At 59.8% G+C, this 22,582-nt stretch carries 21 protein-coding genes; 3 read left to right on the forward strand and 18 right to left on the reverse strand.

The features are described 5' to 3' along the window. Positions 1–164 precede the first annotated feature (164 nt). The gene (locus ET418_RS11635) at positions 165–1,046 is read right to left on the reverse strand and encodes a carotenoid biosynthesis protein (protein WP_149307785.1); all 882 of its coding nucleotides are present in this window, start codon (positions 1,044–1,046) and stop codon (positions 165–167) included. Between the two features lie 8 nt (positions 1,047–1,054). Further along, complete coding sequence (locus tag ET418_RS11640; RefSeq protein ID WP_149307786.1) at positions 1,055–2,104, reverse strand: MlaD family protein; 1,050 nt, start codon at positions 2,102–2,104, stop codon at positions 1,055–1,057. A 183-nt stretch (positions 2,105–2,287) separates the two neighbouring features. Here ET418_RS11640 and ET418_RS11645 point away from each other — a divergent pair, with 183 nt between their 5' ends. Together ET418_RS11645 and ET418_RS11650 are read left to right on the forward strand one after the other, a co-directional pair. Further along, positions 2,288–3,502 carry a molybdopterin molybdotransferase MoeA gene (locus ET418_RS11645; protein ID WP_149307787.1) on the forward strand — a complete coding sequence of 405 codons (1,215 nt, stop codon included), beginning with the start codon at positions 2,288–2,290 and terminating at the stop codon, positions 3,500–3,502. Between the two features lie 96 nt (positions 3,503–3,598). Continuing rightward, positions 3,599–4,453, forward strand: coding sequence for a deoxyribonuclease IV (locus ET418_RS11650; protein WP_149307788.1), 855 nt, complete (start codon positions 3,599–3,601; stop codon positions 4,451–4,453). 138 nt (positions 4,454–4,591) lie between these two features. On the opposite strand, the gene ET418_RS11655 is transcribed toward ET418_RS11650, so the two are convergent. From ET418_RS11655 to mtnP, 11 genes are all read right to left on the reverse strand, one after another. Further along, a complete protein-coding gene (locus ET418_RS11655) occupies positions 4,592–5,704 on the reverse strand; it encodes a 3'-5' exoribonuclease YhaM family protein (RefSeq protein WP_149307789.1) in 1,113 nt (370 codons plus the stop codon). A gap of 170 nt (positions 5,705–5,874) precedes the next feature. Next, on the reverse strand, positions 5,875–7,467 hold the full coding sequence (locus ET418_RS11660; RefSeq protein ID WP_149307790.1) for an NAD(P)/FAD-dependent oxidoreductase: 1,593 nt from the start codon (positions 7,465–7,467) through the stop codon (positions 5,875–5,877). A gap of 3 nt (positions 7,468–7,470) precedes the next feature. Further along, on the reverse strand, positions 7,471–7,869 hold the full coding sequence (locus ET418_RS11665; protein WP_149307791.1) for a response regulator: 399 nt from the start codon (positions 7,867–7,869) through the stop codon (positions 7,471–7,473). A 93-nt stretch (positions 7,870–7,962) separates the two neighbouring features. Continuing rightward, complete coding sequence (locus ET418_RS11670) at positions 7,963–9,153, reverse strand: hybrid sensor histidine kinase/response regulator (protein WP_149307792.1); 1,191 nt, start codon at positions 9,151–9,153, stop codon at positions 7,963–7,965. A 40-nt stretch (positions 9,154–9,193) separates the two neighbouring features. Next, entirely contained in the window at positions 9,194–9,646 is a 453-nt protein-coding gene (locus ET418_RS11675) for a universal stress protein (RefSeq protein WP_149307793.1), read from the reverse strand. Positions 9,647–9,720: 74 nt separating this feature from the next. Next, positions 9,721–10,089: a response regulator gene (locus tag ET418_RS11680; RefSeq protein ID WP_149307794.1), complete on the reverse strand. Its 369-nt coding sequence runs from the start codon at positions 10,087–10,089 to the stop codon at positions 9,721–9,723. Positions 10,090–10,143: 54 nt separating this feature from the next. Then, a complete protein-coding gene (locus tag ET418_RS11685; RefSeq protein WP_149307795.1) occupies positions 10,144–10,890 on the reverse strand; it encodes a GAF domain-containing protein in 747 nt (248 codons plus the stop codon). 30 nt (positions 10,891–10,920) lie between these two features. Next, positions 10,921–11,808 (reverse strand): helix-turn-helix domain-containing protein, encoded by an 888-nt coding sequence (locus ET418_RS18160; RefSeq protein WP_188055492.1) that lies wholly within the window; start codon positions 11,806–11,808, stop codon positions 10,921–10,923. A gap of 11 nt (positions 11,809–11,819) precedes the next feature. Beyond that, a complete protein-coding gene (locus ET418_RS11705) occupies positions 11,820–12,575 on the reverse strand; it encodes a tetratricopeptide repeat protein (RefSeq protein WP_149307798.1) in 756 nt (251 codons plus the stop codon). Positions 12,576–12,651: 76 nt separating this feature from the next. Next, entirely contained in the window at positions 12,652–13,575 is a 924-nt protein-coding gene (locus tag ET418_RS11710) for a PfkB family carbohydrate kinase (RefSeq protein WP_149307799.1), read from the reverse strand. A 29-nt stretch (positions 13,576–13,604) separates the two neighbouring features. Then, positions 13,605–14,471 carry an S-methyl-5'-thioadenosine phosphorylase gene (gene mtnP / locus ET418_RS11715; RefSeq protein WP_149307800.1) on the reverse strand — a complete coding sequence of 289 codons (867 nt, stop codon included), beginning with the start codon at positions 14,469–14,471 and terminating at the stop codon, positions 13,605–13,607. 406 nt (positions 14,472–14,877) lie between these two features. On the opposite strand from mtnP, the gene ET418_RS11720 reads away from it, so the two are divergent. Next, the gene (locus tag ET418_RS11720) at positions 14,878–16,227 is read left to right on the forward strand and encodes a DEAD/DEAH box helicase (RefSeq protein WP_149307801.1); all 1,350 of its coding nucleotides are present in this window, start codon (positions 14,878–14,880) and stop codon (positions 16,225–16,227) included. Between the two features lie 75 nt (positions 16,228–16,302). Here the strand turns inward: ET418_RS11720 and rlmN are convergent, their stop codons facing one another. From rlmN to ET418_RS11745, 5 genes are all read right to left on the reverse strand, one after another. Continuing rightward, entirely contained in the window at positions 16,303–17,340 is a 1,038-nt protein-coding gene (gene rlmN / locus ET418_RS11725) for a dual-specificity RNA methyltransferase RlmN (RefSeq protein WP_246153035.1), read from the reverse strand. Then, on the reverse strand, positions 17,337–18,278 hold the full coding sequence (locus ET418_RS11730; RefSeq protein ID WP_149307802.1) for a transglycosylase domain-containing protein: 942 nt from the start codon (positions 18,276–18,278) through the stop codon (positions 17,337–17,339). Before ET418_RS11730 ends, rlmN begins: the two co-directional genes overlap by 4 nt. Before the next feature lie 38 nt (positions 18,279–18,316). Beyond that, positions 18,317–19,471 carry a DUF3108 domain-containing protein gene (locus tag ET418_RS11735; protein WP_149307803.1) on the reverse strand — a complete coding sequence of 385 codons (1,155 nt, stop codon included), beginning with the start codon at positions 19,469–19,471 and terminating at the stop codon, positions 18,317–18,319. A 97-nt stretch (positions 19,472–19,568) separates the two neighbouring features. Beyond that, positions 19,569–21,944, reverse strand: a complete 2,376-nt coding sequence (locus ET418_RS11740) for a cytochrome C (protein ID WP_149307804.1) — start codon at positions 21,942–21,944, stop codon at positions 19,569–19,571. A gap of 27 nt (positions 21,945–21,971) precedes the next feature. After that, a partial coding sequence (locus tag ET418_RS11745) for a cytochrome C (RefSeq protein WP_149307805.1) occupies positions 21,972–22,582 on the reverse strand: 611 nt, incomplete at its 5' end.

The following is a 22,582-nucleotide window of genomic DNA, read 5'->3' on the forward strand; positions in this document are numbered from 1 at the left end:
ACTATCAACCACCCCAGCCCCGCCTTATCAAGGAGGGGAGCCTATAGTCCCCCTCCTGATTCAGGAGGGGTTAGGGGTGGTTAGGTATCAGCTTGAATGCTTTTTGGAATAAGACCCTTGCCCCTTGACGCAGGGGGGACCCATTCGTTTTCCCAAAGGAATTTCTAGCGGGCTTTCGGTGTGGTTGCCGCCGGAGACCAGGGGTAGTCCCGCACATGTTCGCCGAACTCCTCCTTGGTGTAACAGTTGATCCGCCGCAACGCCAGGGTGATGACGATCACCAGCGGCAGGCTGTACATGAGGATACCGCACAGGGCCATGAAGCGCTCGCCGATCAGGAGGGTCATGGTGATGTCGAAGATGAGTACCGACAGGTAGAGGACCGGCCCCAGCAGGGAGCGGAAGGGGAGATTGCAGACGCCCCTAGGGGCGTCGCCCTGGCGGCGGGCGTCGATCATCTGGAAGGCGGCCACCAGACAGAAACTGGTCAAGAGCCACCCCCAATAGTTGGAGAGCGGCACGCCGAAGTGGACGCCGTTTTCCCGGTAGCCGTAGATCTGCCCCAGGAACCAGCGCCGTCCCTGGAGGGCCACCGGGTCGATCACGATATCGAGAAAGGTTTGCAGGAACGCCCCGAGGACCAGCGCCGACAGGGAGCGGCGGATGGCGCGCGTCTCCAGGGTGGCCACGTTCCAGCGCCAGGACTTGAGGGGCGAAACGATGAACAGGGCCGTGGTGTAGCTGCAATAGGTGAGGAAGACGTAGGAGAGCGAATCGAAGAACGGCACCCCGGCAATCCACAACTCCTTGCTGCTGGTGGTGTCGATGTAGTAGTACCAGCCGTAGGGGAAACCGGTGTTGATGGAGAGCCACTCCGAGGCAAAGGCGATCAGGTAGCCGGCCACGGTGAAGAGCATGGTCCTGCGCCACCCCACATGGGGCACGCAGGCCAGGAGGTACGCCCCGAAGAAGGCAAACACGTAGGGACGCATGGTGAAGGTGCCGATGGCGATATCCAGAAAGGCGTTGCCGGTTGCAGGTGCCATGGCCAAACTCAGAACAGCGTGCCGATGACGCTGCCGATGACCGATATGGGCCCGGTATCCTGCAGGCCTTCCATGGTCTTTTCGGTCTTCTTGAGGGTCGATATGGCATTCAGGTACAGCTTGTCGTCATTGACCAGTTTGCCGATGGTGCCCTCCCCGCTGTTGATCTTGCGGGTGATCTCCTTGAGGTTGACCACCGTGGCCTTCAGCTCGTCGTAGAGAGCAGGGTCGTTGACCAGTTTGCCGGCCGTCCCCTCGCCTTTGTCGATGCGGGCGGCAATGCGGTTCAGCGAACCCATCCCGTCGCGCATCTCCCTGACCGTGGCCAGGGCGTCGGTGTAGAGGCGGTCGTCGGTGAGAAGCTTGCCGGCCGTTCCTTCGCCCCGTTCCAGGCGGGCGCTGACCGTTTTCAGGCTGCCGGCCACGTCGCGGATGTCCCGCCCCAGTTGCTTGTCGTTCACCAGCATCCCCAGGGCGCCCTCGCCCCGGTCGATCTTGGTGGTAATGCTGGAGATGCTCTTAAGCGAGGTATTCACCGCGGAGCGGTTCTCGTCCAGGATAGTGGAGATCTTGGTCATGACCTCGTTCTGATTGCGGTTCAGATCGACGATCAACTGTTTGGCGTCCTTGGTCAGTCCCCCCACATTATCCATAATGGCGTCGATGCCGAACGCCTCGGTGCTCTTTACCGTGCTGCCCGGGGGGAGTTCCGGGCTTGTGGGCGAACCAAAGGAGAGCCCCAGGAACTGCCCCCCCAGCATGCTCGTCATGCGGATGCTGGCCACCGTGTCCTGTTTGATATGGGTGCCCGGCTTGACCTCGAAGTCCACCTGCACCCGGTTGTCCTGAACGGCAATCTTGGAGATCGTTCCCACCTCGACCCCGGCAAGCTTGACGGCGTCCCCCTGCTTGAGCCCGGTGGTGGAGGAGAGAAACACCTTGTAGGGGACCCCCCGGTCAAAGATCTTCCAGCGATTGCCCAGCTCCAGCATCAGGCCGAACAGGACGATACTGAGGATAAAGAACAGGCCGACTTTTGCTTCGTGCGACAGGGTCATACGTGGTTCTCCTACCGTGGCATGACGGCACCTGGTACTGGTGCGTCCGATCTGCCATTATACCCATCGACGCAAGGTTAGCAATCATATTGTGTTTTTGCGGTCTTCCCGCTATTGTGTCCCTGAATTCGTGGCACCTTCACGGATTCAGCCGGTTCACCATCATCTGTCAGGAGGGATTGCATGGTTTCATTCGAAGAAGCCCGGAGCGTCATTCTTGCCTCCGTTGCGCCCGTTGGTACGGAGCGAATTCATCTCTTGGACGCCGTTGGCCGTGTCGTGGCCACCGATGTGGCCGCGCCGTGGGACATGCCCTTGTGGAATAACTCGGCCATGGACGGCTATGCCGTCAGGTCCGCCGATTGCGGTACAACGCCCTGCACGCTGCGGGTCAGCGGTTTTCTGCCGGCCGGGGCCAAGGCCGACGGCGTGCGCGTGGAACCGGGCTGCGCCGTCAGGATCATGACCGGCGCACCGACCCCCGAAGGGTGCGATGCCGTGGTCCCGGTGGAGGAAACCGACAACGGCGACCAGGAGGTCGTCCTGAACGAGCCGGTCCTGAAGGGACAGCATATCCGTTTCCGGGGCGAGGATGTTGCCGCAGGGGTGACCTTTGTCCGGGCCGGTTCGATCATCCGCCCCCCGGAGGTGAACATGCTGGCCAGCTTCGGCAAGGCGCTGGTGCCGGTCTACCGCCGCCCCACCGTGGCGATCCTCTCCACCGGCGACGAGCTCGCGGAGTTGGGCACAACGCCCGGGCCGGGGGAGATCGTCAACAGCAACGCCCTCTCCCTGGCGGCCGCGGTACGGGAAGCGGGCGCCATTCCCCTGATCATCGGCATCGCCCGGGATACCCGCGAAAGCCACCGGGAGAAGCTGCGGGAAGGGCTGAAGGCCGACGTCCTCATCACCTCGGCCGGCGTCTCGGCCGGCGACCGCGACCTGGTGCGTGACGTACTGGAAGAGTTGGGTGCGCGGCAGGTATTCTGGAAGGTCGGCATCAAGCCGGGCGGACCCACGGCCTTTGCCCTCCACGGCACGACCCCCGTGTTCTCCCTCCCCGGCAACCCGGTCTCCACCATGATCACCTTCGAAGAGTTCGTACGGCCGGCCCTGCTCACGATGCAGGGGCATCGCCGGGTGCTGCGGCCGCTCTTCAAGGTCGTGCTGCGCGACGAGATGCGCAAGAAGGCGGGCAAGGTCCAGATCGTGCGCATCCGCCTGGAACGGGTAGACGGGCGCTGGTATGCGACGTCGGCCGGGGACCAGCAGACCGCGATCCTCAAGACCATGGTGGACGCCGAGGCCATCGCCGTCCTGCCGGCCGAGAGCACCCGTTTCGCCGCCGGGGACGAGGTAGACGCCCACTTCTACGGGAACCATATGGATCTGGTGTAAAATTTGATTTTGCCACGGGACGGCCGGGACACGGAGACGTACAGATCTTCGTAAAATGTTGCCGCCTGCATCTCCGTGACAAGAAGGGAGCTTTGCATGAACGATTATCTCGGTGCCCACATGTCCATCTCCGGCGGCCTGCACCTGGCCATCGACCGGGCCGTTGCCGCCGGCTGCGGCGTGGTACAGATCTTCACCCGCAACTCGAACCAGTGGAAGGGGAAACCGGTCAGCGAGGCGGACGCCGCCCTGTTCCGGGAGAAATTCGCCGCCTCCGGCCTGCACGAGGTGATTTCCCACGACATCTACCTGATCAACCTGGCGTCCCAGCCCGGCGAGGTGCGGGACAAGAGCCTGGCGGCGTTCCGGGACGAGTTGGAAACCTGCGCCCGCCTCGGCATCGCCAAGGTGGTCATGCACCCCGGTTCGCACCTGGCGGACGAACCTGCGGCCGGTCTGGGACGGGTGGTCGAGGCATTCGACCAATTGTTCCGGGAGGTCCCGCAATTTGAGGGCAGGGTGCTGCTGGAAACGACCGCCGGGCAGGGGACCAACCTGGGAAGGACCTTCGAGGAGTTGCAGGCCATCATCGACGGCTCGCAATTCCCGGGCAAATTCGGCGTCTGTTTCGACACCTGCCACACCTTTGCCGCTGGCTATGACACCGCCACCGAGGAGGGGTATGCCGACACCATGGCCCAGTTCGACCGCATCATCGGTCTGGGACTTCTGCAATGCTTCCACTTCAACGACTCGAAGAAGGGGCTCGGCTCCCGCGTGGACCGGCACGACCACATCGGCCAGGGGGCTCTGGGGCTGAATCCGTTCCGCTTCATCCTCAACGACCCGCGTTTCGCCGCCATCCCCAAGATCCTGGAAACCCCAAAAGGGGACAACGACGAGATGGATGGGGTGAATCTGGGGGTCCTGCGGGGGTTGGTGAAGGTATAAACCTGATGGAGAACCCTGGTTGTTCAAAAATAGTCATATCGTCGCACCCGCAGAAAAGCCCCACGGAAGCGTAGCAACGCTACGCTGCACAAGGGGCTTTCGAGGACGGCGGCGAGATGGCCGTTTTTCAACAACCAGCTAAAACAGGTCCAGGTTCTCCAGCGCCTTCAGGGGCTGGTTGTTGAAGCCCGGCTTCTCCTCCCGCCGTGGGCGGGCAGGGGGCTCGACCTGAATGACCGGTTCCCCCGACTCCGGCCCCTGCTCCCCGCACTCCTCATGTACCACCTCCTGCTCCCCGTCCATGCCGTTCCCCTTGAAAAAATAGCGGTCATAGAGCCGGTGGTGGGACGTCCAGCGGGAAGTGCTGGCGCTTTCCCGGGCGATGTGGGCCTGGATGCCGTTGATCTTGGAATCCATATCGTCCAGGTAGTTGAGGATGGTGGCCTCAACGGTCTTGGGCCGTTTGGGGGAGCCGTATTCGTACTGGCCGTGGTGGGAGAGGAGCATGTGCTTGAGCAGCATGGACAGCTCCCGCGGAAAACCCTCCACCATGCGGATCTTGTCCTCCACCAACTCCACGCCGATGGTGATGTGCCCCAGGAGCTTCCCCTCGTCCGTATAGTCGAAGGCGCGCTCGTAGCTCATCTCGTGGATCTTGCCCACATCGTGCAGCAGCGCCCCGACCACCAGCAGATCCTCGTTGATCCCCTCGTACAGCGGCACAATGGTCTTCACCAACCGGGCGACCGAGAGGGAATGTTCCATGAGCCCACCCAGGTACACGTGGTGCATCCCCTTGGCGGCCGGGGCCGAGCGGTACTTGGCCATGAGCGGTTCATCCGCCAGGAAGGTCTCCATGAGCGCCTTGAGGTGCGGATCACCGATGGCGGCAACCGCCGCGTCGAATTCCCGGACCATGTCGCCGCTGTCGCGGGGTGATTCGGGCAGAAAGTCGGCCAGGTTGACCGTCTCCTCGGGAATCCTCGTGATCTCGGCCACCACCACCTGCATCTTGTTCAGATAGACCGACGCCTTGCCGCGTACCTGCACGAAATCGTCCCGCTCGAAGAGCTTGTCCAGGGCATCCACGTTGTCCCAGACCTTGGCATCCACCTCGCCGCTCTTGTCCATGAGGCGCAGGTTCATATAGGGTTTGCCGTTTTTGGCCATGGCCATGATCTTTTCCTTGACCAGAAAAACAGCGGAGACCGAATCCCGGTCCTTGATATCGGCTACGAATTGTTTTGCCACGTGACGCTCCTTTGGTTTTACGAACATGACCTTATGGGCCAGGGATGAAGAGGCTACCTCTTGAAACAAGAGGTACCGCGGGGGAAGGGTCACGGAATCTATCCATGTGGAGCCCATGACCCGCGATGTGTCCTGTTCATCCCCTTCAGCCCGGTAAAAAATGTATCGGCCTATTTTCCCGTCTCACCGAGCCGGGCGGCGATGGTGTCCGCGATCCTGATGCCGTCGATGGCCGAACTCATGATGCCGCCGGCATAGCCGGCCCCCTCGCCCACCGGGTACAGCCCCGCAAGGCCCACCGATTCGTAGTGCTCGTTGCGCGGGATGCGCACCGGGGCCGAGGTGCGGGATTCGATACCCACCAGGACGGCCTCGGCGGTGACGAAGCCCCGCAGCTTGCGCCCGAATTCGTTGATCCCTTCCCGCAGGGTCTGGGTGATGAACCGCGGCAGCACCGTATCCAGGTCGGCCTCGACGATGCCGGGGCGGTAGCTGGACGAGAGTCGCCCCTTGCCCGGCAACCCCATGAACCCCATCAAGTTGCTCGCCGGGGCGTGGTAGCCGCCTCCCCCCGCCAGGAATGCCTGGTGCTCCCAATGGCGCTGGAACCGGACGCCGGCCAGGGGGTCCGGGCCGCCGAAGTCCTCCGGGGCGACGTTCACCACCAGAGCGCTGTTGGCGAACGGGGTATCGCGCATCTGGCCGCTCATGCCGTTGGTGACCACGCCCCCCTCCTCCGATGCACCGCCGATGACCACGCCGCCGGGACACATGCAGAAGGAATAGGCGCTGCGGCCGGTGGCACTGTTGTTCCAGGTGACGGCATAGTCGGCAGCCGGCAGGCTGGGATGGCGCGGGCCACCGTACTGGATCCGGTCGATCAGGGCCTGGGGATGCTCCACCCGGAGCCCCATGGCGAAGGCCTTGCGCTCCAGCGGCACATTGCGCCTCTCCAGCATCTCGTAGGTGTCCCGGGCGCTGTGGCCGCTGGCCAGGACCAGCAGGTCGCACGGCAACTCCTCCCCGTCATTGACAACGATCGAGGAAACGGCCCCCCTGGCGGTAACGATATCGGTCAGTCGGCAGCCGAAACGGATGGCGAAGCCTTTTTCCAGCAGATGCAGCCGCATGGCGCTGACGACCGTGCGCAAGCGATCGGTGCCGATATGGGGCTTGGCCAGGTAGCGGATCTCCGGCGGCGCGCCGAAACCGGCCATCTGTTCCAGCACCCAGGCCCCCAGCGGGTCCTTGGAGCGGCAGGTCAACTTGCCGTCCGAGAAGGTGCCGGCCCCCCCTTCGCCGAACTGGACATTGCTCTCCGGGTCCAGAAGCCCCGTTTTCCAGAACTTCTGCACATCCAGGCTGCGCTGTTCCACCGGCTGGCCCCGTTCGATAAGAGTGGCGGTCAGGCCGTACTCCGCCAGGCGCAGCGCCGCGAACAGCCCGGCCGGGCCGCTGCCCACAATGACGATCCGCTGCGGGGACCTGACCGGCGGGAAGAGTGCCGGCGCCGGTTCCGGTTGCCATTCCAGGTCCGGCTCATGGGTGAGACGGGCCAGGAGGGGCGCATCGTCAACGAGGGAGAAGGAGACGGTATAGATAAGCTTGATGCGCGGCTTGCGGCGGGCATCGATTCCCTTGCGGAGGATGCGGAGGTCGCACAGGGCTGCGCGGGGGACGCCGAGTTGTCCGGCGACAAGCGCCGGCAGGCGGTCCTCCCCGTCATGCGGCGAGAGAATGAGATTGCGATAGATAAACGGCATCCGTCAGCCTTGCTGAATCTTTTTCCGTCCCAGGAGTTGCTCGACAATGATGACGATATCCACCGCTTTGGTGGACTTGGGGATATGCACCTTGGCTCCCATGTCGGGGGCGTCATGCTCGTGGGGAGGTTCATGGAACATCGAGGTCAACAGGACGATCACCGGTTGCTTGTCACCCGCCAGGCGGCTGATCTCCATGCAGGTGCTGACCCCCCCCATGCGCGGCATGACCAGGTCGGAGAGCACGGCGTCGGGGGCCTTTTCCAGGAACACCTTGATCCCCTCAATGCCGTCGCTGGCGTTAAAGACCGTAAACCCGTTCTCGTTGAAGGCGTCGGAAAGCACTTTCTGAAAAAAGGGGTCGTCGTCGATAATCAGGATTTTTCCGCGCGATTCCTTCATGACCAGCCCGTTCAAGGAAAATAAGGGTAACTATATCCCACTTATGGTGCAAAAGAAAAGTGGAATGCTCGGGCGCCTTGGGATTTTAGTGCTTCAGGCTTGTATAACGGCGGGAAATTCCAGGCGGAAAACCGTCCCCTCCGCTGAAGTCTTTTCAACGGAAACAGTTCCCTGGTAGATGCGGGCAATACGCTGGACCACCGGCAGCCCCATGCCGGTGCCCCGGGATTTGGTGGTGAAAAACGGCTCGAAGATGTTCGGCAGGGTCTCGGCGGGGATGCCACCGCCGCTGTCGCCGACCTTGACCACCACCCAGCCGCTTTCTTCATAGATTTCTATATCGAGGCGACCGCCGCCGGGCATCTCGTCCAGGGCGTTCAGAAACAGGTTGGTGAAGATCTGTTCCACTTCCGCAGGGTCGGCCTTGATGGCCGGCGGCACGCCGTGATAGCGGCGCTCGACGCGGATATTGCCGGTTTCGATCTGGGGCGAGAAGGCATCGATGGCATTATCCACGACCCGATCGATCTGCACGTCCGAGGAGATCGTGCGGCTGCGGCGGGAGGCGTCCAACAGCTTGCAGATGATGGAATCGATCCGGTCGATCTCCTTTAAGATCTTGCCCAGGTACTCCTGTTGCTCCTGGTCGGTGGTGTTCTGCCGCATGAGCTGGGCAAAGAGCGAGATGGAATTGAGCGGATTGCGGACCTCGTGGGCCATGCCGGCGGAAAGATAGCCAAGGGCGGCCAGTTTTTCCGATTGGGCGATCTCCGACTGGGCCTTCTGCAGCGCCTCGGTCTTCTCCCGAACCCGCTTCTGCAACTCCTGGTTCCAATCGTCGATCTCCTCGAGGAGGCGCACATGCTCCTGCTGCAGCGCCTTGTTGTGGAGTTCTATCTCCCGGATGCGCAGGACGTTGTCGAGGCGGTCGATCAGGTCGCGGTTGTTGAACGGCTTAAGGATATACTCGGAGGCGCCCCCCTTCATCAACTCAACGGCAATCTCCTCGTTCCCCTTGCCGGTGAACATGATGACGTAGGTATCCGGATAACGCGCCTTGATCTCCCGCAAGGTCGTAAGACCATCCATCTCGGGCATCATGTAGTCCAAAAGCGCCAGCTCCGGCGCCTGGGTGGCAATGATGTCCATCCCCTGGCGGGCCGTGGAGGCGGTAAGCACATGATACCCTTTTCGGGAAAGGATCAGGGCGGTGAGTTCGAGGATATGGTGGTCGTCGTCGATGACGACGACCACGGCCTTGCTATCGGGAAGTGGGGGGTTCATAGCCGGGAGCGCCACGCCGAAACGGTGCCTGGCGCACCGTTCATTGTCCCGCCGGCAGACGGATCGTCAGGACCGGGCAGGAGGCTCCGCGGACGACGCGTTCGGCGGTGCTGCCGAAGATCAGGTGGTCAAGACCGGTACGGCCGTGGGTGCCGAGCACGATCAGCGAAGCGGCCGTTTCCTCGGCCGTGCGGATGACCTCCTCGTAGGGGATGCCGGTGACGATGGAGGTGGTGAAACTGGTAAAATCGCCCATCTTCGCACTGCAGAATTTGGCCATCATCTTTTCGGCCCCCTCTTCGATCTCTTTCTCCAACTGCTCGAAGGAGATGTGGGGGACATAGAAACCGCGCAAATCAACCGGCTCGTTGATGACATGCAGTACCATAAGCTGGGAATCGAATTGTTTCGCCAAGGTCAGGGCATAGTCGAAGGCATAGTCGGAGTTTTCCGAAAAGTCGATGGCCGTCAGAATCCTGGTGAACGGTTTCATGTCGCAACCCCCTCGTGTCAATGGAGTAACACCGATTTCAAATCACAGGTATAAAATGCCGCACCGGTGCAAAATCAATTGAATATTTTCCTGATGATCTTTTTGAGCTCATCGATCTTGACCGGCTTGTTGATATACTCGAAAGCCCCCAGATTCATGGCCTCGATATACGACTCGACCTCGCCATAGGCGGTAACCATGATCACATTGCTGTCAGGGTGGCTTCTGCTCAATTCCCGCAAAAAGGTCATCCCGTTCATCTCCGGCATATTGATGTCGGTGATGATCAGCTCCACCTCTTTGCCCCGCAGGTAATTGAGCGCCTCGTAACCGTTGCCGGCCGACGCCACCTCATACCCCTCACGGGCCAGGATTTTCGAGAGCGCAATACGGGCGTTCTCCTCATCGTCGACCACCAGTATGCGTTTTTGTTGCTCAACCACAAAGGGCTCCCCGCTTTAGACTGTAGTGTGAGTCTAGCACGGGGCACCGCCGTGTCAAGAAATAGGGGACTTTTTCTCCCCGTTTTTGGCGGACGCAACTTTCTGGCGGAGCTTGATAGCCGAAAGGATCAGATTTGCGATGATCGAGACAAAGTAGATCTCGTCTTCGGGGAAGCTCCGCATGGAGGTGGTCTGGAGGTTGATGACCCCGTAGACGTCCTTCTTGTCGGTTATGGGGAAGGAGAGCATGGAGTTGTATTTCTCTTCGTTCAGCTCGGGGAAGACCTTGTAACGCGGGTCCTGGGAGGCGCGGCTCAGGTTGATGGGCTGCATCTCCTTGGCAACGGTGCCGGTGATCCCTTCGCCGATCTTGAGGCGGATCATGCCTATCTTTTCCTGTTCGTACCCGTAGGTAGCCTTCAGGACCAGTTCCTCACCCTCCATGAGGTAGATGTTGCAGACACTGGCGTGGAGTTGCACGGCCAGCTTGGTCGCCACCATGTGCAGCACTTCGGAGAGTTCAAAATCGGAAGATACCAGCATGCTGATCTCTTCCAGGGAGATGATCTCCATATGTTCCCGGTTCGCCCGCTGCATGGTCAGCACCATCTTCCCCTTTTCGCTTTCCACGTAGGGGGTGAAATTGGCCTTGTGGTAAAACGGGTTGACGGTCTTGACCTTTTCCGTCTGGGTGCGGAAATCGGAGAAGCCGCAGGAACAGGTCATCTTGACCCGGTAGTTATCGATACGCTGGCTGCTCATTACCTTACCGCACTTACGGCAACGTGCTGCTATCTGCATGGTGCTCTCCTTGCGATGTTGTCAGATCGGCTAGGGCCGGACGCCGTTGGCGTCAAGCACAATGGAAACCGGTTTTCCTGCGGGTCCGAGGGATTTGAGCGGTTTGCCGTTTATCTCGACCTCCACCCCGCCCGCATTGGACAATTCAAGGGCGATGTTCTTTTCGGCTTTCCATTCTATGGCATCGCCGGCCATCAGATCATAGGTTTGGGACACCGCCCCGTCGATGGTGACGTTGAGGGTCCCATTCTGGCTCACCTTCATGTGCGCAATGAAACTCTTCGACTGCTCGGCCGATTGGGACGTGGCGCTGCCCTGGTCGGCCGGCGGCGTATCCTTGAGTGGTTCGGCGGGGACCGGTTTCTTTTCCGTTTTTTGCGGGGGGGGAGGTGCTTGGGCGCTGGACCGCGGCGGCAGGACTGGGGTCTGCGGCGCGACAGCCGACACCGGCCGCGTTTGGGAAACCTGGGGGGGGGCCTGTTCCTGCTTGGGGGGGACTTCGGAACGGTTGACAATGCTCGCCGTGATAATGATCAGCAGCAGCAAAAAAGCCGGCAAAGCGAGTTTTTGCAGGGAGATGCGTTTCTTCGGGATCTGGGCGTCGCCGGCAGCCTTCTTTTGTTGCGCCGTGGCCGACAAGGCGCTGTCCTGGGTTTGCTGCTTATCATACAGCCGGATCATGTCGTCGGGGTTAAGGCCGAGATACGTGGCGTAGATACGCAGGAAGCCTTTCAGATAGGCCTGGTTGGCGAACTCCTTGGTTCTTTCGTTTTCCAGGGCCAGAAGATAGTTCTTGCCCATCTTGGTCGCCTCGGCGGCCTCATCGAGGGAGATGCCGTGGTACTCGCGGCATCTTCTGAGAACGGCTCCCAAACTGGTGGGAGAGGAATCTTCTTTGTGCGACACGGTTTCGGACAAACAGTCCTCGCTTACTTGAGAAGCTCCAGATATCCTATGGATGCATGTCCCAATTCAGAGTCGGGAATGATGCGAAGCACCTCGTTAAAGGAACTTTTGGCGGCATCAAGGTTGTTTTGCTTGAGTTGGGCCAAGCCGAGATAATAATACGCGGCACCAAACTCTTTGAATATCTCCAGCGCCTTGCGGTATTCGGCGACGGCCTGCTCGGTCTTGTCCATGGCAAACCAGACCCTGCCCAGGGAAAGCCGGGCCACCGGATTGCGCGGATTGGCAACGATCACCGCCCGAAGCTCCTCAAGCGCCTTGGGATAGTCCCCTTTGCCAAGATAGGCCAGCCCCAGGTTGATGGCCGCACTTTCGCTGTCCTGGTAAAAGATGTCGTCCTTGACGATCTTGAACTGCTGGATGGCATTGTCCCACCGTTTGAGTTCGAGATATACCACCCCCAGGTCGTTACGGGCTGGGGAGTAGTTCTGTTTCAGCAGGATGGCCTGCTGGAGCTTCTGCTCAGCCAGATCAAAACGCTTCTTGCCCAGATAGGCCAGACCGAGATTATAGAGCAATTCCGGGTTCTCGGGATCGAATTTCTCCGCCTCGGTCAACTCTATCAACGCACCGGTATAGTTGTGCTCCCCCAGGTAGGAAAGCCCCATCTGATAGTGGTAGGAGCCCGGGTTCTTCCCCTCCTGCTGGCGCCCGGTGGCGCAACCGGCACCAACCAACGCCATGAGAAGGCAAACGATGTACAACCGGCAGAATTTCATGGGCATCCGATCAAGCGGTATTCAACCCCGCGGCAAAGCTAGCAAAACAATCCAAATTTGTCAATAAATCGAATGGTTACGATTTGAGATCGTTAATATCCCGAAAACTCGTCAGCGCCTTGAAACTCCGGTAGCGGGCCTCGATTTCCCGGTATTCCAGGCGTTTCATGCGATCAAGGCTGAAATCCTCCACATTGAAGGAGGCCATCACCGAACCGAAGACGATGGCCTGGCGGATTCCCTCCTCGGACAGGTCCCCCGTATTGGCCAGGTATCCCATGAAGCCTCCGGCAAAGGTATCGCCGGCACCGGTCGGATCAAAAACCTCCTCCAGCGGGTAGGCCGGTGCCGCAAAGACGGAATCTGCCGTAAACATCAGCACGCCGTACTCGCCGCGTTTGACCACCAGCCGCTTGCACCCCAGGGCGATGATCTCGCGGGCCGCCTTGACCAGATTCGACTGGTTGGTGAACTGACGCGCCTCCCCCTCGTTGATCACCACGATATCAACCTTCTGAAGCACCTTCTTCAGCGCCTCGGGCTTGGATGAAATCCAGAAATTCATGGTGTCGCACGCCACCAGCTTCGGCCGGCGCACCTGGTCCAGCACCTCCATTTGCAGGTCCGGGTCGATGTTCGCCAGGAAGAGGTAGTCGGCATCACGGTAGGATTCGGGCAGGTTGGGGCGGAACTCCATCAGGACGTTGAGCTGCGTGTCCAGGGTCTGGGCCTCGTTCAGGTCGTAACCGTATTTCCCGCTCCAGTGAAAGGTCTTGCCGGGGATCCGCTGAAGGCCGTCGGTGTTGATATCCCGGGACTGGAGGAAACTTATGTGCTCCGCGGGAAAATCCTCCCCCACGACCGCCACCAGCGAGACGTCGGTGAAAAAGCTGGCCGAGGTGGAAAAATAGGTGGCCGAGCCGCCCAGGACATTTTCTCCCCTGCCGAAGGGGGTTTCCACCGTATCAAAGGCCACGGTGCCGACGACAACAATTCCCATAGGAAAACATCTCCTTGTTAAAATACGATCTATAAATATTTGCCGATGAGCAGATCGAGATTTTGTTTCGTTTCGGCCGGAATGACCGACCTGTCGCTGATAATGGCGTACTGGAGGGCGCTGCCGCAGGGGCAGCTCTGCTCCCGGCCATCGATGGCGGCCACGGCGTGGCGGATGATCTCCTTGGCCATGGCGACGTTTTGCTGGATGATCTGGACCACCGCTTCGACCGACACGTCGTCATGGGAGGTGTGCCAGCAATCGTAATCGGTGGAAAGGGCAATGATGCCGTAACAGATCTCGGCTTCGCGCGCCAGCTTGGCCTCGGTCAGATTGGTCATGCCGATGACTGCCGCCTCGCGCTCGCGGTACATGAACGATTCGGCACGGGTTGAAAAGGCCGGCCCCTCCATGCAGATGTAGGTGCCCCCCTTGTGGGCGACCGCCCCGGCCTTGAGGGCAGCGGCATAGAGGGCCTCCGACAGGTCGTTGCAGACCGGATCGGCAAACCCGACATGGGCTACGATCCCCTCGCCAAAGAAGGTGTCCTTGCGGATGCCCTTGGTCCGGTCGATGAACTGGTCGGGGATGACGATATGGCCCGGGGCGATCATCTCCTTGAGGCTGCCCACGGCCGACACGGAGATGATCCGCTCCACCCCCAGCTTTTTCATGCCATAGATATTGGCGCGGTAGTTGACCTCGGAGGGGAGCAAGCGGTGGCCGCGCCCGTGACGGGGCAGGAACGCCATCCGCACGCCGTTCAGCGTGCCGGTGACATACTCGTCGGAAGGGGTGCCGAAGGGCGTTTCCACCTGCACCCGCCGGACATCCTCCATCCCTTCCATCTCGTAGAGCCCGCTGCCGCCGATAACGCCGATTACCGCATCCTTCATGATCCCGCTCCTTGCCCGGATGTTTCGCTAAAACGCCGTAAACTGTAAGTGTTTTGGGCGCAAACTTCAACCGTTATTTTCCATAATGCCGCTTTCCGGGCGGCTTCTCATGCCGCGCTTTTCCGGCCGGTAAAATTTAGTGCTTGCCTTTCTGCATCAAGGCCTTTATCATGATGAAAGACTTACACCCGAAACGACGGCATGGTGTCCGTCGTTTTTCTTTTGATCATCGCATTCTGCCCCTCCTGCATTCAATTATCCCATTGAACCAAGCAGACCATTTGGCAGGCGAAGATTATGTCTGCCGCACGGTACTGCCGTCCTGTCCATGGATCATTCTGGTTGATCCTGCGGCCCGAGCGCGCCTGTCTCTACACCGGTAAAACCAAGAAAAGGAATAGACTCAATGACGTTTGACGAACTGGGCCTCAATGCGGCCATCCTCAAGGCGGTGGCCGACTGCGGCTACACGACCCCCACACCCGTACAGGAACAATCCATCCCCCTGGCCATGGCCGGCCACGACCTGATCGCCACGGCCCAGACCGGGACCGGTAAAACGGCAGCATTCGTATTGCCGGCCTTGCAGCGCCTGGCCACACCCTCCGCCGTGCCCGGCAAAGGCCCCCGCATCCTGGTCCTCACACCGACACGCGAACTGGCGGGCCAGGTCATGGAGGCCGCCCGCACCTACGGCCGCAGCTTTCGCCCCCGTTGCGGCACGCTGCTGGGGGGGATGCCCTATCGCGAGCAGCTGCGCCTGCTCTCCGCGCCGGTGGACATTATCGTCGCCACGCCGGGCCGTCTGCTGGATCATCTGGAACGCGGCAGCGTCCGCCTGGACCGCCTTGAGATGCTGATCCTGGATGAGGCCGACCGCATGCTGGACATGGGTTTCAGCGAAGACATGGAGAAAATCGTGGCCCGCGCCCCCTCGGATCGCCAAACCATGATGTTTACCGCCACCATGGACGCCACCGTCAGTAGAATGGCGGAACGCATGCTGCGCAACCCGCAACGAGTGGAACTGGCCGTACGGACCACCTCCAACGCCCTGATCGAGCAGCGCCTGCACGTGGCCGACAGCCTGCACCATAAAAAGGAACTCCTCAACTATCTGGTCAGCGACGAGAAACTCACCAGGGCCATCATCTTCTCGGCCACCAAACGCGATGCCGACGAACTGGCGCGCGAACTCACTCGCAACGGCCATCAGGCTGCGGCATTGCACGGCGACATGAACCAGATCGCCCGCAACAAGACCATCGAGCGCATGCGCCGCGGCGGCATCCGCCTGTTGGTGGCCACCGATGTGGCCGCACGCGGCCTGGACGTCACCGGGATCAGCCACGTCATCAACTTCGACCTGCCGCGCTTTGCCGAGGACTATGTCCACCGCATCGGCCGCACCGGCCGCGCCGGCGCTTCCGGTATCGCCATCTCCTTTGTGTCGCGGTCGGAAGTGAGTTATCTCGAGAAGATCGAGCGTTTCATCGGCAAGAGGCTGCCCGAGCAGAATATCGAAGGCCTGCCCCCCCTCGCCGTCCTGCGGCGGAGCGCCGGAGGGGCGAAAAGGCCGGCAGGGTCGGGAGCAAACCGTTTCGGCAAGCCGGGCGGCAAGTCCAACGCCTCGCAGGGACAGGGGAAACCGTGGGATAATTCCGGTAAATCCGCCTCCGCCAGGCCGCGGCGCACCCCGGGCTACCAGCCGGTGGTGGAGTATCGCAACAGGCGGGCACCGTCCGAGACTCACTAAGCCTTGGACATTGGACGAATAAAAAAACCTCGGAAGCCTTACCGGCCTCCGAGGTTTTTTTTTATTCATTACCGATCATTTTTTAAGCCGCCCCTTGAGTTGGCCGCAGGCCGCCGAGATGTCGCCGCCGCGGCTGTCGCGGGTGATAACCGTCACATGGCGGTCGATCAGGTATTTATGGAAGGCATCCACGGCAGCGCGGGTCGGCGCCGTGAGATCGCACCCCTCATGTTCGTTGAAGGGGATCAGATTCACCTTGTTGGGGATGTCGCTGGTCAGGCGCAGCAGGCGCTTGGCATCCTCCAACGTATCGTTCAGCCCCCCCAACATGACATATTCAAAGGTAACCTTGCGCCGCCCCGGCAACGGAAACTCCTTGCAGGCCCGGAGCAGCTCCCTGAGCGGATACCTCCGATTGACCGGCATGATCCGGTCGCGCAGTTCGTCGGTGGTGGCATTCAGCGAAACCGCCAGATTGACGGTCGGCACCTCGCGGCCGAGCCGCTCCATCTCCGGTACCAGCCCGCAGGTCGAGACCGTCACGCGCCGGTTGGAAAATTGCAGGCCATTACCGTCGATCATGATCTGGATGGCCGGGATGACGTTGTCCAGGTTGTGGAGCGGTTCGCCCATGCCCATCATGACGATGTTGCGGATATCGAACTCCCGCCTGACCGCCATGATCTGGTTGATGATCTCGGCCGTGGTCAGGTTGCGGGTCAGCATGAAGGTCCCGGTGAGACAGAACTCGCACCCCATGGCGCAGCCGGCCTGGGACGAGATGCACAGGGTGTTGCGCCCCTCGTCCGGGATCAGCACCGCTTCGACGGCGTTGCCGTCGGAAAGGGCGAAGAGATACTTGCGCGTCCCGTCGCTCCCCTCCTCGACCGCCTCCGGCTCAAGGTCGCTGATAAAGGCGGTCTCGGCCAACTCGGCCCGCAGATCCTTGGAGATGTTGCTCATCTCCTCGAACGAATGGGCATTATGCTGGTAGATCCACTTGAATATCTGGGTGGCGCGGAAGCGCTCCTTGCCCTTGCCCTGGAGGAACAGCTCCAGAGCCGGCAGTGTCAGATTTTTGAGATTGGTCTTCCCCGTCATTACTGTGTTCATTTCTTTTCCTGGCCTGTATCATCCGGCGTTGCCGGCTGCTGTCCGCCGGCCGGTGGCTCCCCTGAAGGCGTACTTTCCCCTTCCGGCGTCTTCTCCGGTCCCGCATCAGCCGGAGGTTCCGCCGGCTCGTTTTTGGCCGACGACGGCGCCGTGAATACGGGCGGCGTAGCGATGCTCTTGTCCACCTTGCGCTGCATCCCGGCTATATTCGGCTGTTGGGCCAGGGCGGCCTGGTACTCGCCTTCGCTCAGGACCCCTTTCTGGCGTAACAGCCGGAGGATCATGTTGGAGCGGCGCAGCACCTTCCCCAGGTTCTTGTAGGGATTGTAGGCGACCCGCGGGCCGGGCAGCATGGCGGCCAGGAAGGCGCACTCTCTCGGGGTCAGGGCCGAGGCCGGCTTGCCGAAATAGTAATGGGCGCCGTTGCCGATACCGTAGACCATCGGCCCCAACTCGACCACGTTCAGGTAGAGTTCGATGATGCGCCCCTTGCTCAACTCCTGCTCCATCCGCCAAGCCAGGTAGATCTCCTTGAGCTTGCGGGTGATGGTCTTTTCCCGGGAGAGAAACAGGTTTTTGGCGGTCTGCTGGGTGATGGTAGAGGCGCCGCGTTTGAGGCTTTTCTTTTCCAGGTCGTACTTGATGGCGTTCTTGATGGCCTTGACGTCAAAACCTTCATGCGTGTAGAAGTTGCTGTCCTCGGCCAGGATCACCGCCCACTTCATCTCGGGCGGGATACGGCCGGAAGGGGTCCAGTAGCGGTTCGGCGGCCCGACCACAAAGGGATGGTACTCCCCCTGCCAGTCCTTGACCTGAATGGTCATGGTGAATTTTCGGTCGGTCAGGCTGGAGACCGGCGGGGCCAGGCTCAGGGAAATGACGATGTAGGCGAGGTAACAGGCGATGACCAGCAGGGTGTAGTAAATGAGCTTTTTCATAAGGTGCTATTATTACCAGAATATGGCCGTGGCGGGAACTATTTTTCCTTGGCTTTTTCGTCCACGGGTGTCGTTTCAGCCGACACAAGGTCAGCCGTTACCTTGCCGAGAGCAATCGAGGTGACGATTCTGACCGGCACCTTGTTGGCGTCATCGGTCATCCAGATCAGGATTTCCCCCGTTCGCCTGAAAATCCCGGCGGTCTGCTGGAGCGGGCGGACAACCACGGTATTCACTTCCTTCAAATTGGGCAGACGCATTTTTTCCCGGCGCAGGACCTCTACCGGCACGTCTGCATAGACTTCGCTGTCGTAAATGTGGAGCATCTCCGTCGTGCCGACCTGCAAAGCCCGGTTTCTCAAATAGTAAAATCCCGACAGGGTATCGAGCACGTCGCTGGTCGGGATGGATTCCTTTACGCTGCGTTTTTTCAGAAGATCGATCCAGAAGACGCTCTTGTCCCGCAAAAACAGGGTGAATCCTATATCGCTTTTAAATGAGCCTTCCTGTTGTTTTATCTTCGTAATGAGGAAGTTCCCGGCGATGTGGCGCGTTTCGACGACGTCGTCCACGGGGTAGAGGCTGGAGATTGCGGTATTCGACTTGATCCTCAGGGTAATCCGGACTTCACCGTTTTCATTTTTAGCCTCCAGTTCGGCGTTCCCCACCGGAAGGCCGAGCAGGCTTATGGCGTACGTGAGCTTCTCGTTCTTGGACGCCAGAAACTCTCCCGCCGTCCTCAGAGGCGGGGCTATTGCCGGTGCGGTCGCTGCCTTGCGCGCAGCACCAGGCAGCGGAGCGCTTACCGGTTGACTGCTCTCCGCAGGTGTGTCGATTTTCTGTTTCTTGGGGGGGACACTGTCGGCCGGCTTCAGCTTCACATGCTCTGTTGGCCCCGCCGTCGGTGCCGGGCTGTCGGCCTTTCCCGCTTGGGCTCCATGCCGTTTTTCCCCCGGTTCTTCCTGCGGGCCCTTCCCTTCATCGCTGGCCTCCCGGGGTTTTTGGGGGTCCACCGGCGCGCTGTTTTCACGGAGCTTGGCCAGATCGACCATGACGGCCTGGGTATGGTTGACCGGCGCCACAAAGGTGTAGGTCCCGAACATTCTCAAGGTGTAAAGGAAGAGGATATGGGACAGCAGGGAGAGGGCCAAGCAGGATGCCAGTATATTGATTTTTTTGTGGGGTATGTTCATCGGAATAAGAATAGCAAATTACCGGCCATAAGAAAACCCCGCCTCTTGCGAGGCGGGGCAATTTAACATCTATGAATTGCAGAAACTACAGATCAGGTTACGGGCGCTCCGGACTGCTCCATGCACCGGTCCCGTGGTTGTGGTTCAACAGGTATGAGACAACACCGGTAGTACCTGTATTGGCGTCAGTACCTTTAGTATTGCCGAGTGCAACTAACGTCGTCCCAACAGACATATTCATCGCCTTGTCATCCAGGAAGTCGATGGTGTCGTACAATAACCGCTGGGAATACGTACGTGCATGGATGTAAGCACCAGGCTCGCGGCTGAGCATGTTGATATTGAAGCAAGCCCCCATCAGCTTCTTGGCCTGCGCATTGGTCAACGCGCCACTACGAGTCCAGTCGGTTACACCATTTGTCCTGACCGTATGGTCTACGCCAACCGGGAAGAAGTAGGGGTAGTTGGCAGAGTCATAGTCGATGCTGAAGTTGTTGTGCAGCAGTGACGTGGCAACCGTCAGCGCAGCCTGGAATTTATCGGAAGCCGGCTGAATCAATACACTCCAGACCGTGCTCCCATCAGCTGCGCCGCCATTGTCAGAGTGGCAGTTAATGCAGACCTGCTGGAATGCATTCGTGTCTATCTCCAGAGAGTGGCCGGAACCGGGGCGGGTCGCCAGTGCCAAATGCTTGGAGCCGGTACCGGTTTCATAACCCTTCATGTGGCAGGTTACGCAGGGGCCATTGGACGTCAGGATGCCGCTACCAACGGCGAGGTCATCACCTTCCACAGCCGGTGTACCGAGTTTCCGGTGCCAGCTGGTAACGCCGCCCTGGATATCGGTGTCGGACTTGAGGGTCTGTCCATACGTGCTGGAACCGACCACCGCGGTGAGCGAGGTGAAGTTGATGAACCCCATCTTCATGTACATCGTGCCGGCAGCTGCCATGTAATGGGAGTTGACGAATGAGACATTGCTCATGCTCGTATCAGCAAGGGCGGTAATGCTTTCGCCACTGGCCTGGCCCGAATGGCAGGCAATACAGAGGTTTGATGCGACAACGTCCGGGTAGGCGGCTTTTGCGCCGTTCATTGTGTATTCCTGGGCCGTATAGGCACCCGGATTGCGCAGCACTCCGGCGCCGGCATTGCTGTGGCAACCCCAGCAGTAGAGCATCTCCCTTTGATTCGAGCTTTTGGAAGAGGTTTTCCAGCCAGCCAAGTGGGAGAAGTCATTGGCGGTGTTGTCATATGTCGCAGGATTACTCAGGAAGTTGGAAGCGCCGGTCGCCGTATGGCAGCGCTGGCAGGTTTGACGGCTGGTACCGCTCCAGTCGTAATGATTCCAGGCGGCGGCGGTGGTGTCGTTAACCCCCGTTGTCATAGCCGTATCAACAAGAGCTGCGCTGTTGGACGAGGTGCCGACTGCTGCGTACTTTGCCTTCAGAAGATCGCCCGCATGTCCCGAACTTGCCCACTTGGTGTAAATGGTTTCATTGGTTGCACTATAGGTAGCAGAGGCCGGATTGTTCAGATTTGTGTTTGTCTTGGCTTCATGCGCATGGCAATCGAAGCACGGCTTGTCGCCTGTTTTCCGAATCACGTACCCGGTGATTCCGTTGACAGTATTGTTAGGGTTGTTGTAGTGGGTGGTGGCGATGACACGATACCAGGACGTCGCGTGAAAGCCGACCTTGACGGTGGATATGGTGCCGAAGATTGTCGGGGTATTGCCTGACGCCATGACATGTTTGCGGTCATTGTCTACGAGCCCATGGCAACTGGTGCAGAAGTTGAACTGGTCGTTATTGAGATTGCTGCCGCTGGGATTCCAGTTGACGAGGTTGCCGGCTGCATCATGTGTCTTCACCGGGCGAAGTCCGGCGCCATGCTGATGGCAGGTTTCACACTTGAACTGTGTATATTCCTTGGCCAGCGGCACAAGCCCCTGATACGTGGTGTTGCCCATCACGGTCCCGTTGCCGGTCAAACCGTAGGTGGCACCCAGAACCGCGCCTTCGTTGGAGTGACAACGCAGGCAAGGGGTAGACGTCTCCACTTGAATATTGGCATGCTTGGAACTGGCAAACATGGTTGGAGCATTTGTAGCATAGCCGCCGGTGTGGCAGGTTGCGCAACGTGTACCGTTGCCGTCATACGGATTTGGGTAGGGGATCGGGCCAACGCCATTATGTTGGGCACCACCGCCGTGGCAGGCTTCACAACCGTTACCGTTGTTTGCGTGTGGTGAATCTTTGTGGGGAGAACTGCTATCGTACTGGGCAACGATGCCCACACCAGTCAACGCATCAACATCGGCGCTGTGGCACTGACGGCAGACGGCATCTCCAACGCTGGGCACATCGCTTGGAAGCACGCCCGCTTCTTTGCTGCTGGCGCCGCAGCCGTTCAATAACACGGCACAAGACAACGCGCCCAGCAACATCATGCTTAACTTCTTGATCTGCATAGTTTTCCTCCTTCTGGTTGATATTACTTAAAAGGTTCCCGACATATGGCACTGCAAGCAAACCTTGCCGCCGCTTCTGTCTTTGTAGTTGCCGCCCTTGAAACCGCGCGGATGGGGGTTCACACCGCCACCGCTTACTGATTTTGTGCTGTGGCATTTTTTGCAGGAACTACCGTCTTCATGACAGGTCTGGCAGGCCTGCAGGTTCCGACGCGCTTCGCTTCCATGCTCCATGCCCCATTTCTGGTCTGGCGTCGAATTGCCATACAAGTTCCGGTGTGACTTAAATCCCAACGACATTAGCCCGCTTTGGGGAAGTTTGCTGTGGCATGCCGTGCAGTATTTCTGATCATGGCAGCGATAGCATTGCTGCTGGTTGTCCTGAGCCTTGATCGGGTGGATCTGCAGCCAGCCACTCCGGTGGCTTTTCGGTTTGTAGTCGCGCCCAGCATTGCTCTGGGACAGGTCGTCCCCTGTGCCGCCACCTTGGTGACAGTCGAGACACCAGGCCTGTTGGTGGCATTGGCTGCAGTTGCTGCCGGCCCTGCTGGCCAGGACGCGGTGGCCACGGACAAAGTCGGCGTCGTGGTTGGGCGCAATGCCTTCGCCTTTATGGCACTCGTTGCATTCCTTGATCG

The organism is Oryzomonas rubra (assembly GCF_008369015.1).
GTDB classification, from domain to species: Bacteria; Desulfobacterota; Desulfuromonadia; order Geobacterales; family Pseudopelobacteraceae; genus Oryzomonas; species Oryzomonas japonica.

What these genes read in the sequence shown, in the direction of transcription:
- ET418_RS11635 (WP_149307785.1), bottom strand. Translation starts at nt 1,046, where the DNA reads ATGGCACCTGCAACCGGCAACGCCTTTCTGGATATCGCCATCGGCACC.
- ET418_RS11640 (WP_149307786.1), bottom strand. Translation starts at nt 2,104, where the DNA reads ATGACCCTGTCGCACGAAGCAAAAGTCGGCCTGTTCTTTATCCTCAGT.
- ET418_RS11645 (WP_149307787.1), top strand. Translation starts at nt 2,288, where the DNA reads ATGGTTTCATTCGAAGAAGCCCGGAGCGTCATTCTTGCCTCCGTTGCG.
- ET418_RS11650 (WP_149307788.1), top strand. Translation starts at nt 3,599, where the DNA reads ATGAACGATTATCTCGGTGCCCACATGTCCATCTCCGGCGGCCTGCAC.
- ET418_RS11660 (WP_149307790.1), bottom strand. Translation starts at nt 7,467, where the DNA reads ATGCCGTTTATCTATCGCAATCTCATTCTCTCGCCGCATGACGGGGAG.
- ET418_RS11665 (WP_149307791.1), bottom strand. Translation starts at nt 7,869, where the DNA reads ATGAAGGAATCGCGCGGAAAAATCCTGATTATCGACGACGACCCCTTT.
- ET418_RS11670 (WP_149307792.1), bottom strand. Translation starts at nt 9,153, where the DNA reads ATGAACCCCCCACTTCCCGATAGCAAGGCCGTGGTCGTCGTCATCGAC.
- ET418_RS11675 (WP_149307793.1), bottom strand. Translation starts at nt 9,646, where the DNA reads ATGAAACCGTTCACCAGGATTCTGACGGCCATCGACTTTTCGGAAAAC.
- ET418_RS11685 (WP_149307795.1), bottom strand. Translation starts at nt 10,890, where the DNA reads ATGCAGATAGCAGCACGTTGCCGTAAGTGCGGTAAGGTAATGAGCAGC.
- ET418_RS11705 (WP_149307798.1), bottom strand. Translation starts at nt 12,575, where the DNA reads ATGAAATTCTGCCGGTTGTACATCGTTTGCCTTCTCATGGCGTTGGTT.
- ET418_RS11710 (WP_149307799.1), bottom strand. Translation starts at nt 13,575, where the DNA reads ATGGGAATTGTTGTCGTCGGCACCGTGGCCTTTGATACGGTGGAAACC.
- mtnP (WP_149307800.1), bottom strand. Translation starts at nt 14,471, where the DNA reads ATGAAGGATGCGGTAATCGGCGTTATCGGCGGCAGCGGGCTCTACGAG.
- ET418_RS11720 (WP_149307801.1), top strand. Translation starts at nt 14,878, where the DNA reads ATGACGTTTGACGAACTGGGCCTCAATGCGGCCATCCTCAAGGCGGTG.
- rlmN (WP_246153035.1), bottom strand. Translation starts at nt 17,340, where the DNA reads ATGAACACAGTAATGACGGGGAAGACCAATCTCAAAAATCTGACACTG.
- ET418_RS11730 (WP_149307802.1), bottom strand. Translation starts at nt 18,278, where the DNA reads ATGAAAAAGCTCATTTACTACACCCTGCTGGTCATCGCCTGTTACCTC.
- ET418_RS11735 (WP_149307803.1), bottom strand. Translation starts at nt 19,471, where the DNA reads ATGAACATACCCCACAAAAAAATCAATATACTGGCATCCTGCTTGGCC.
- ET418_RS11740 (WP_149307804.1), bottom strand. Translation starts at nt 21,944, where the DNA reads ATGCAGATCAAGAAGTTAAGCATGATGTTGCTGGGCGCGTTGTCTTGT.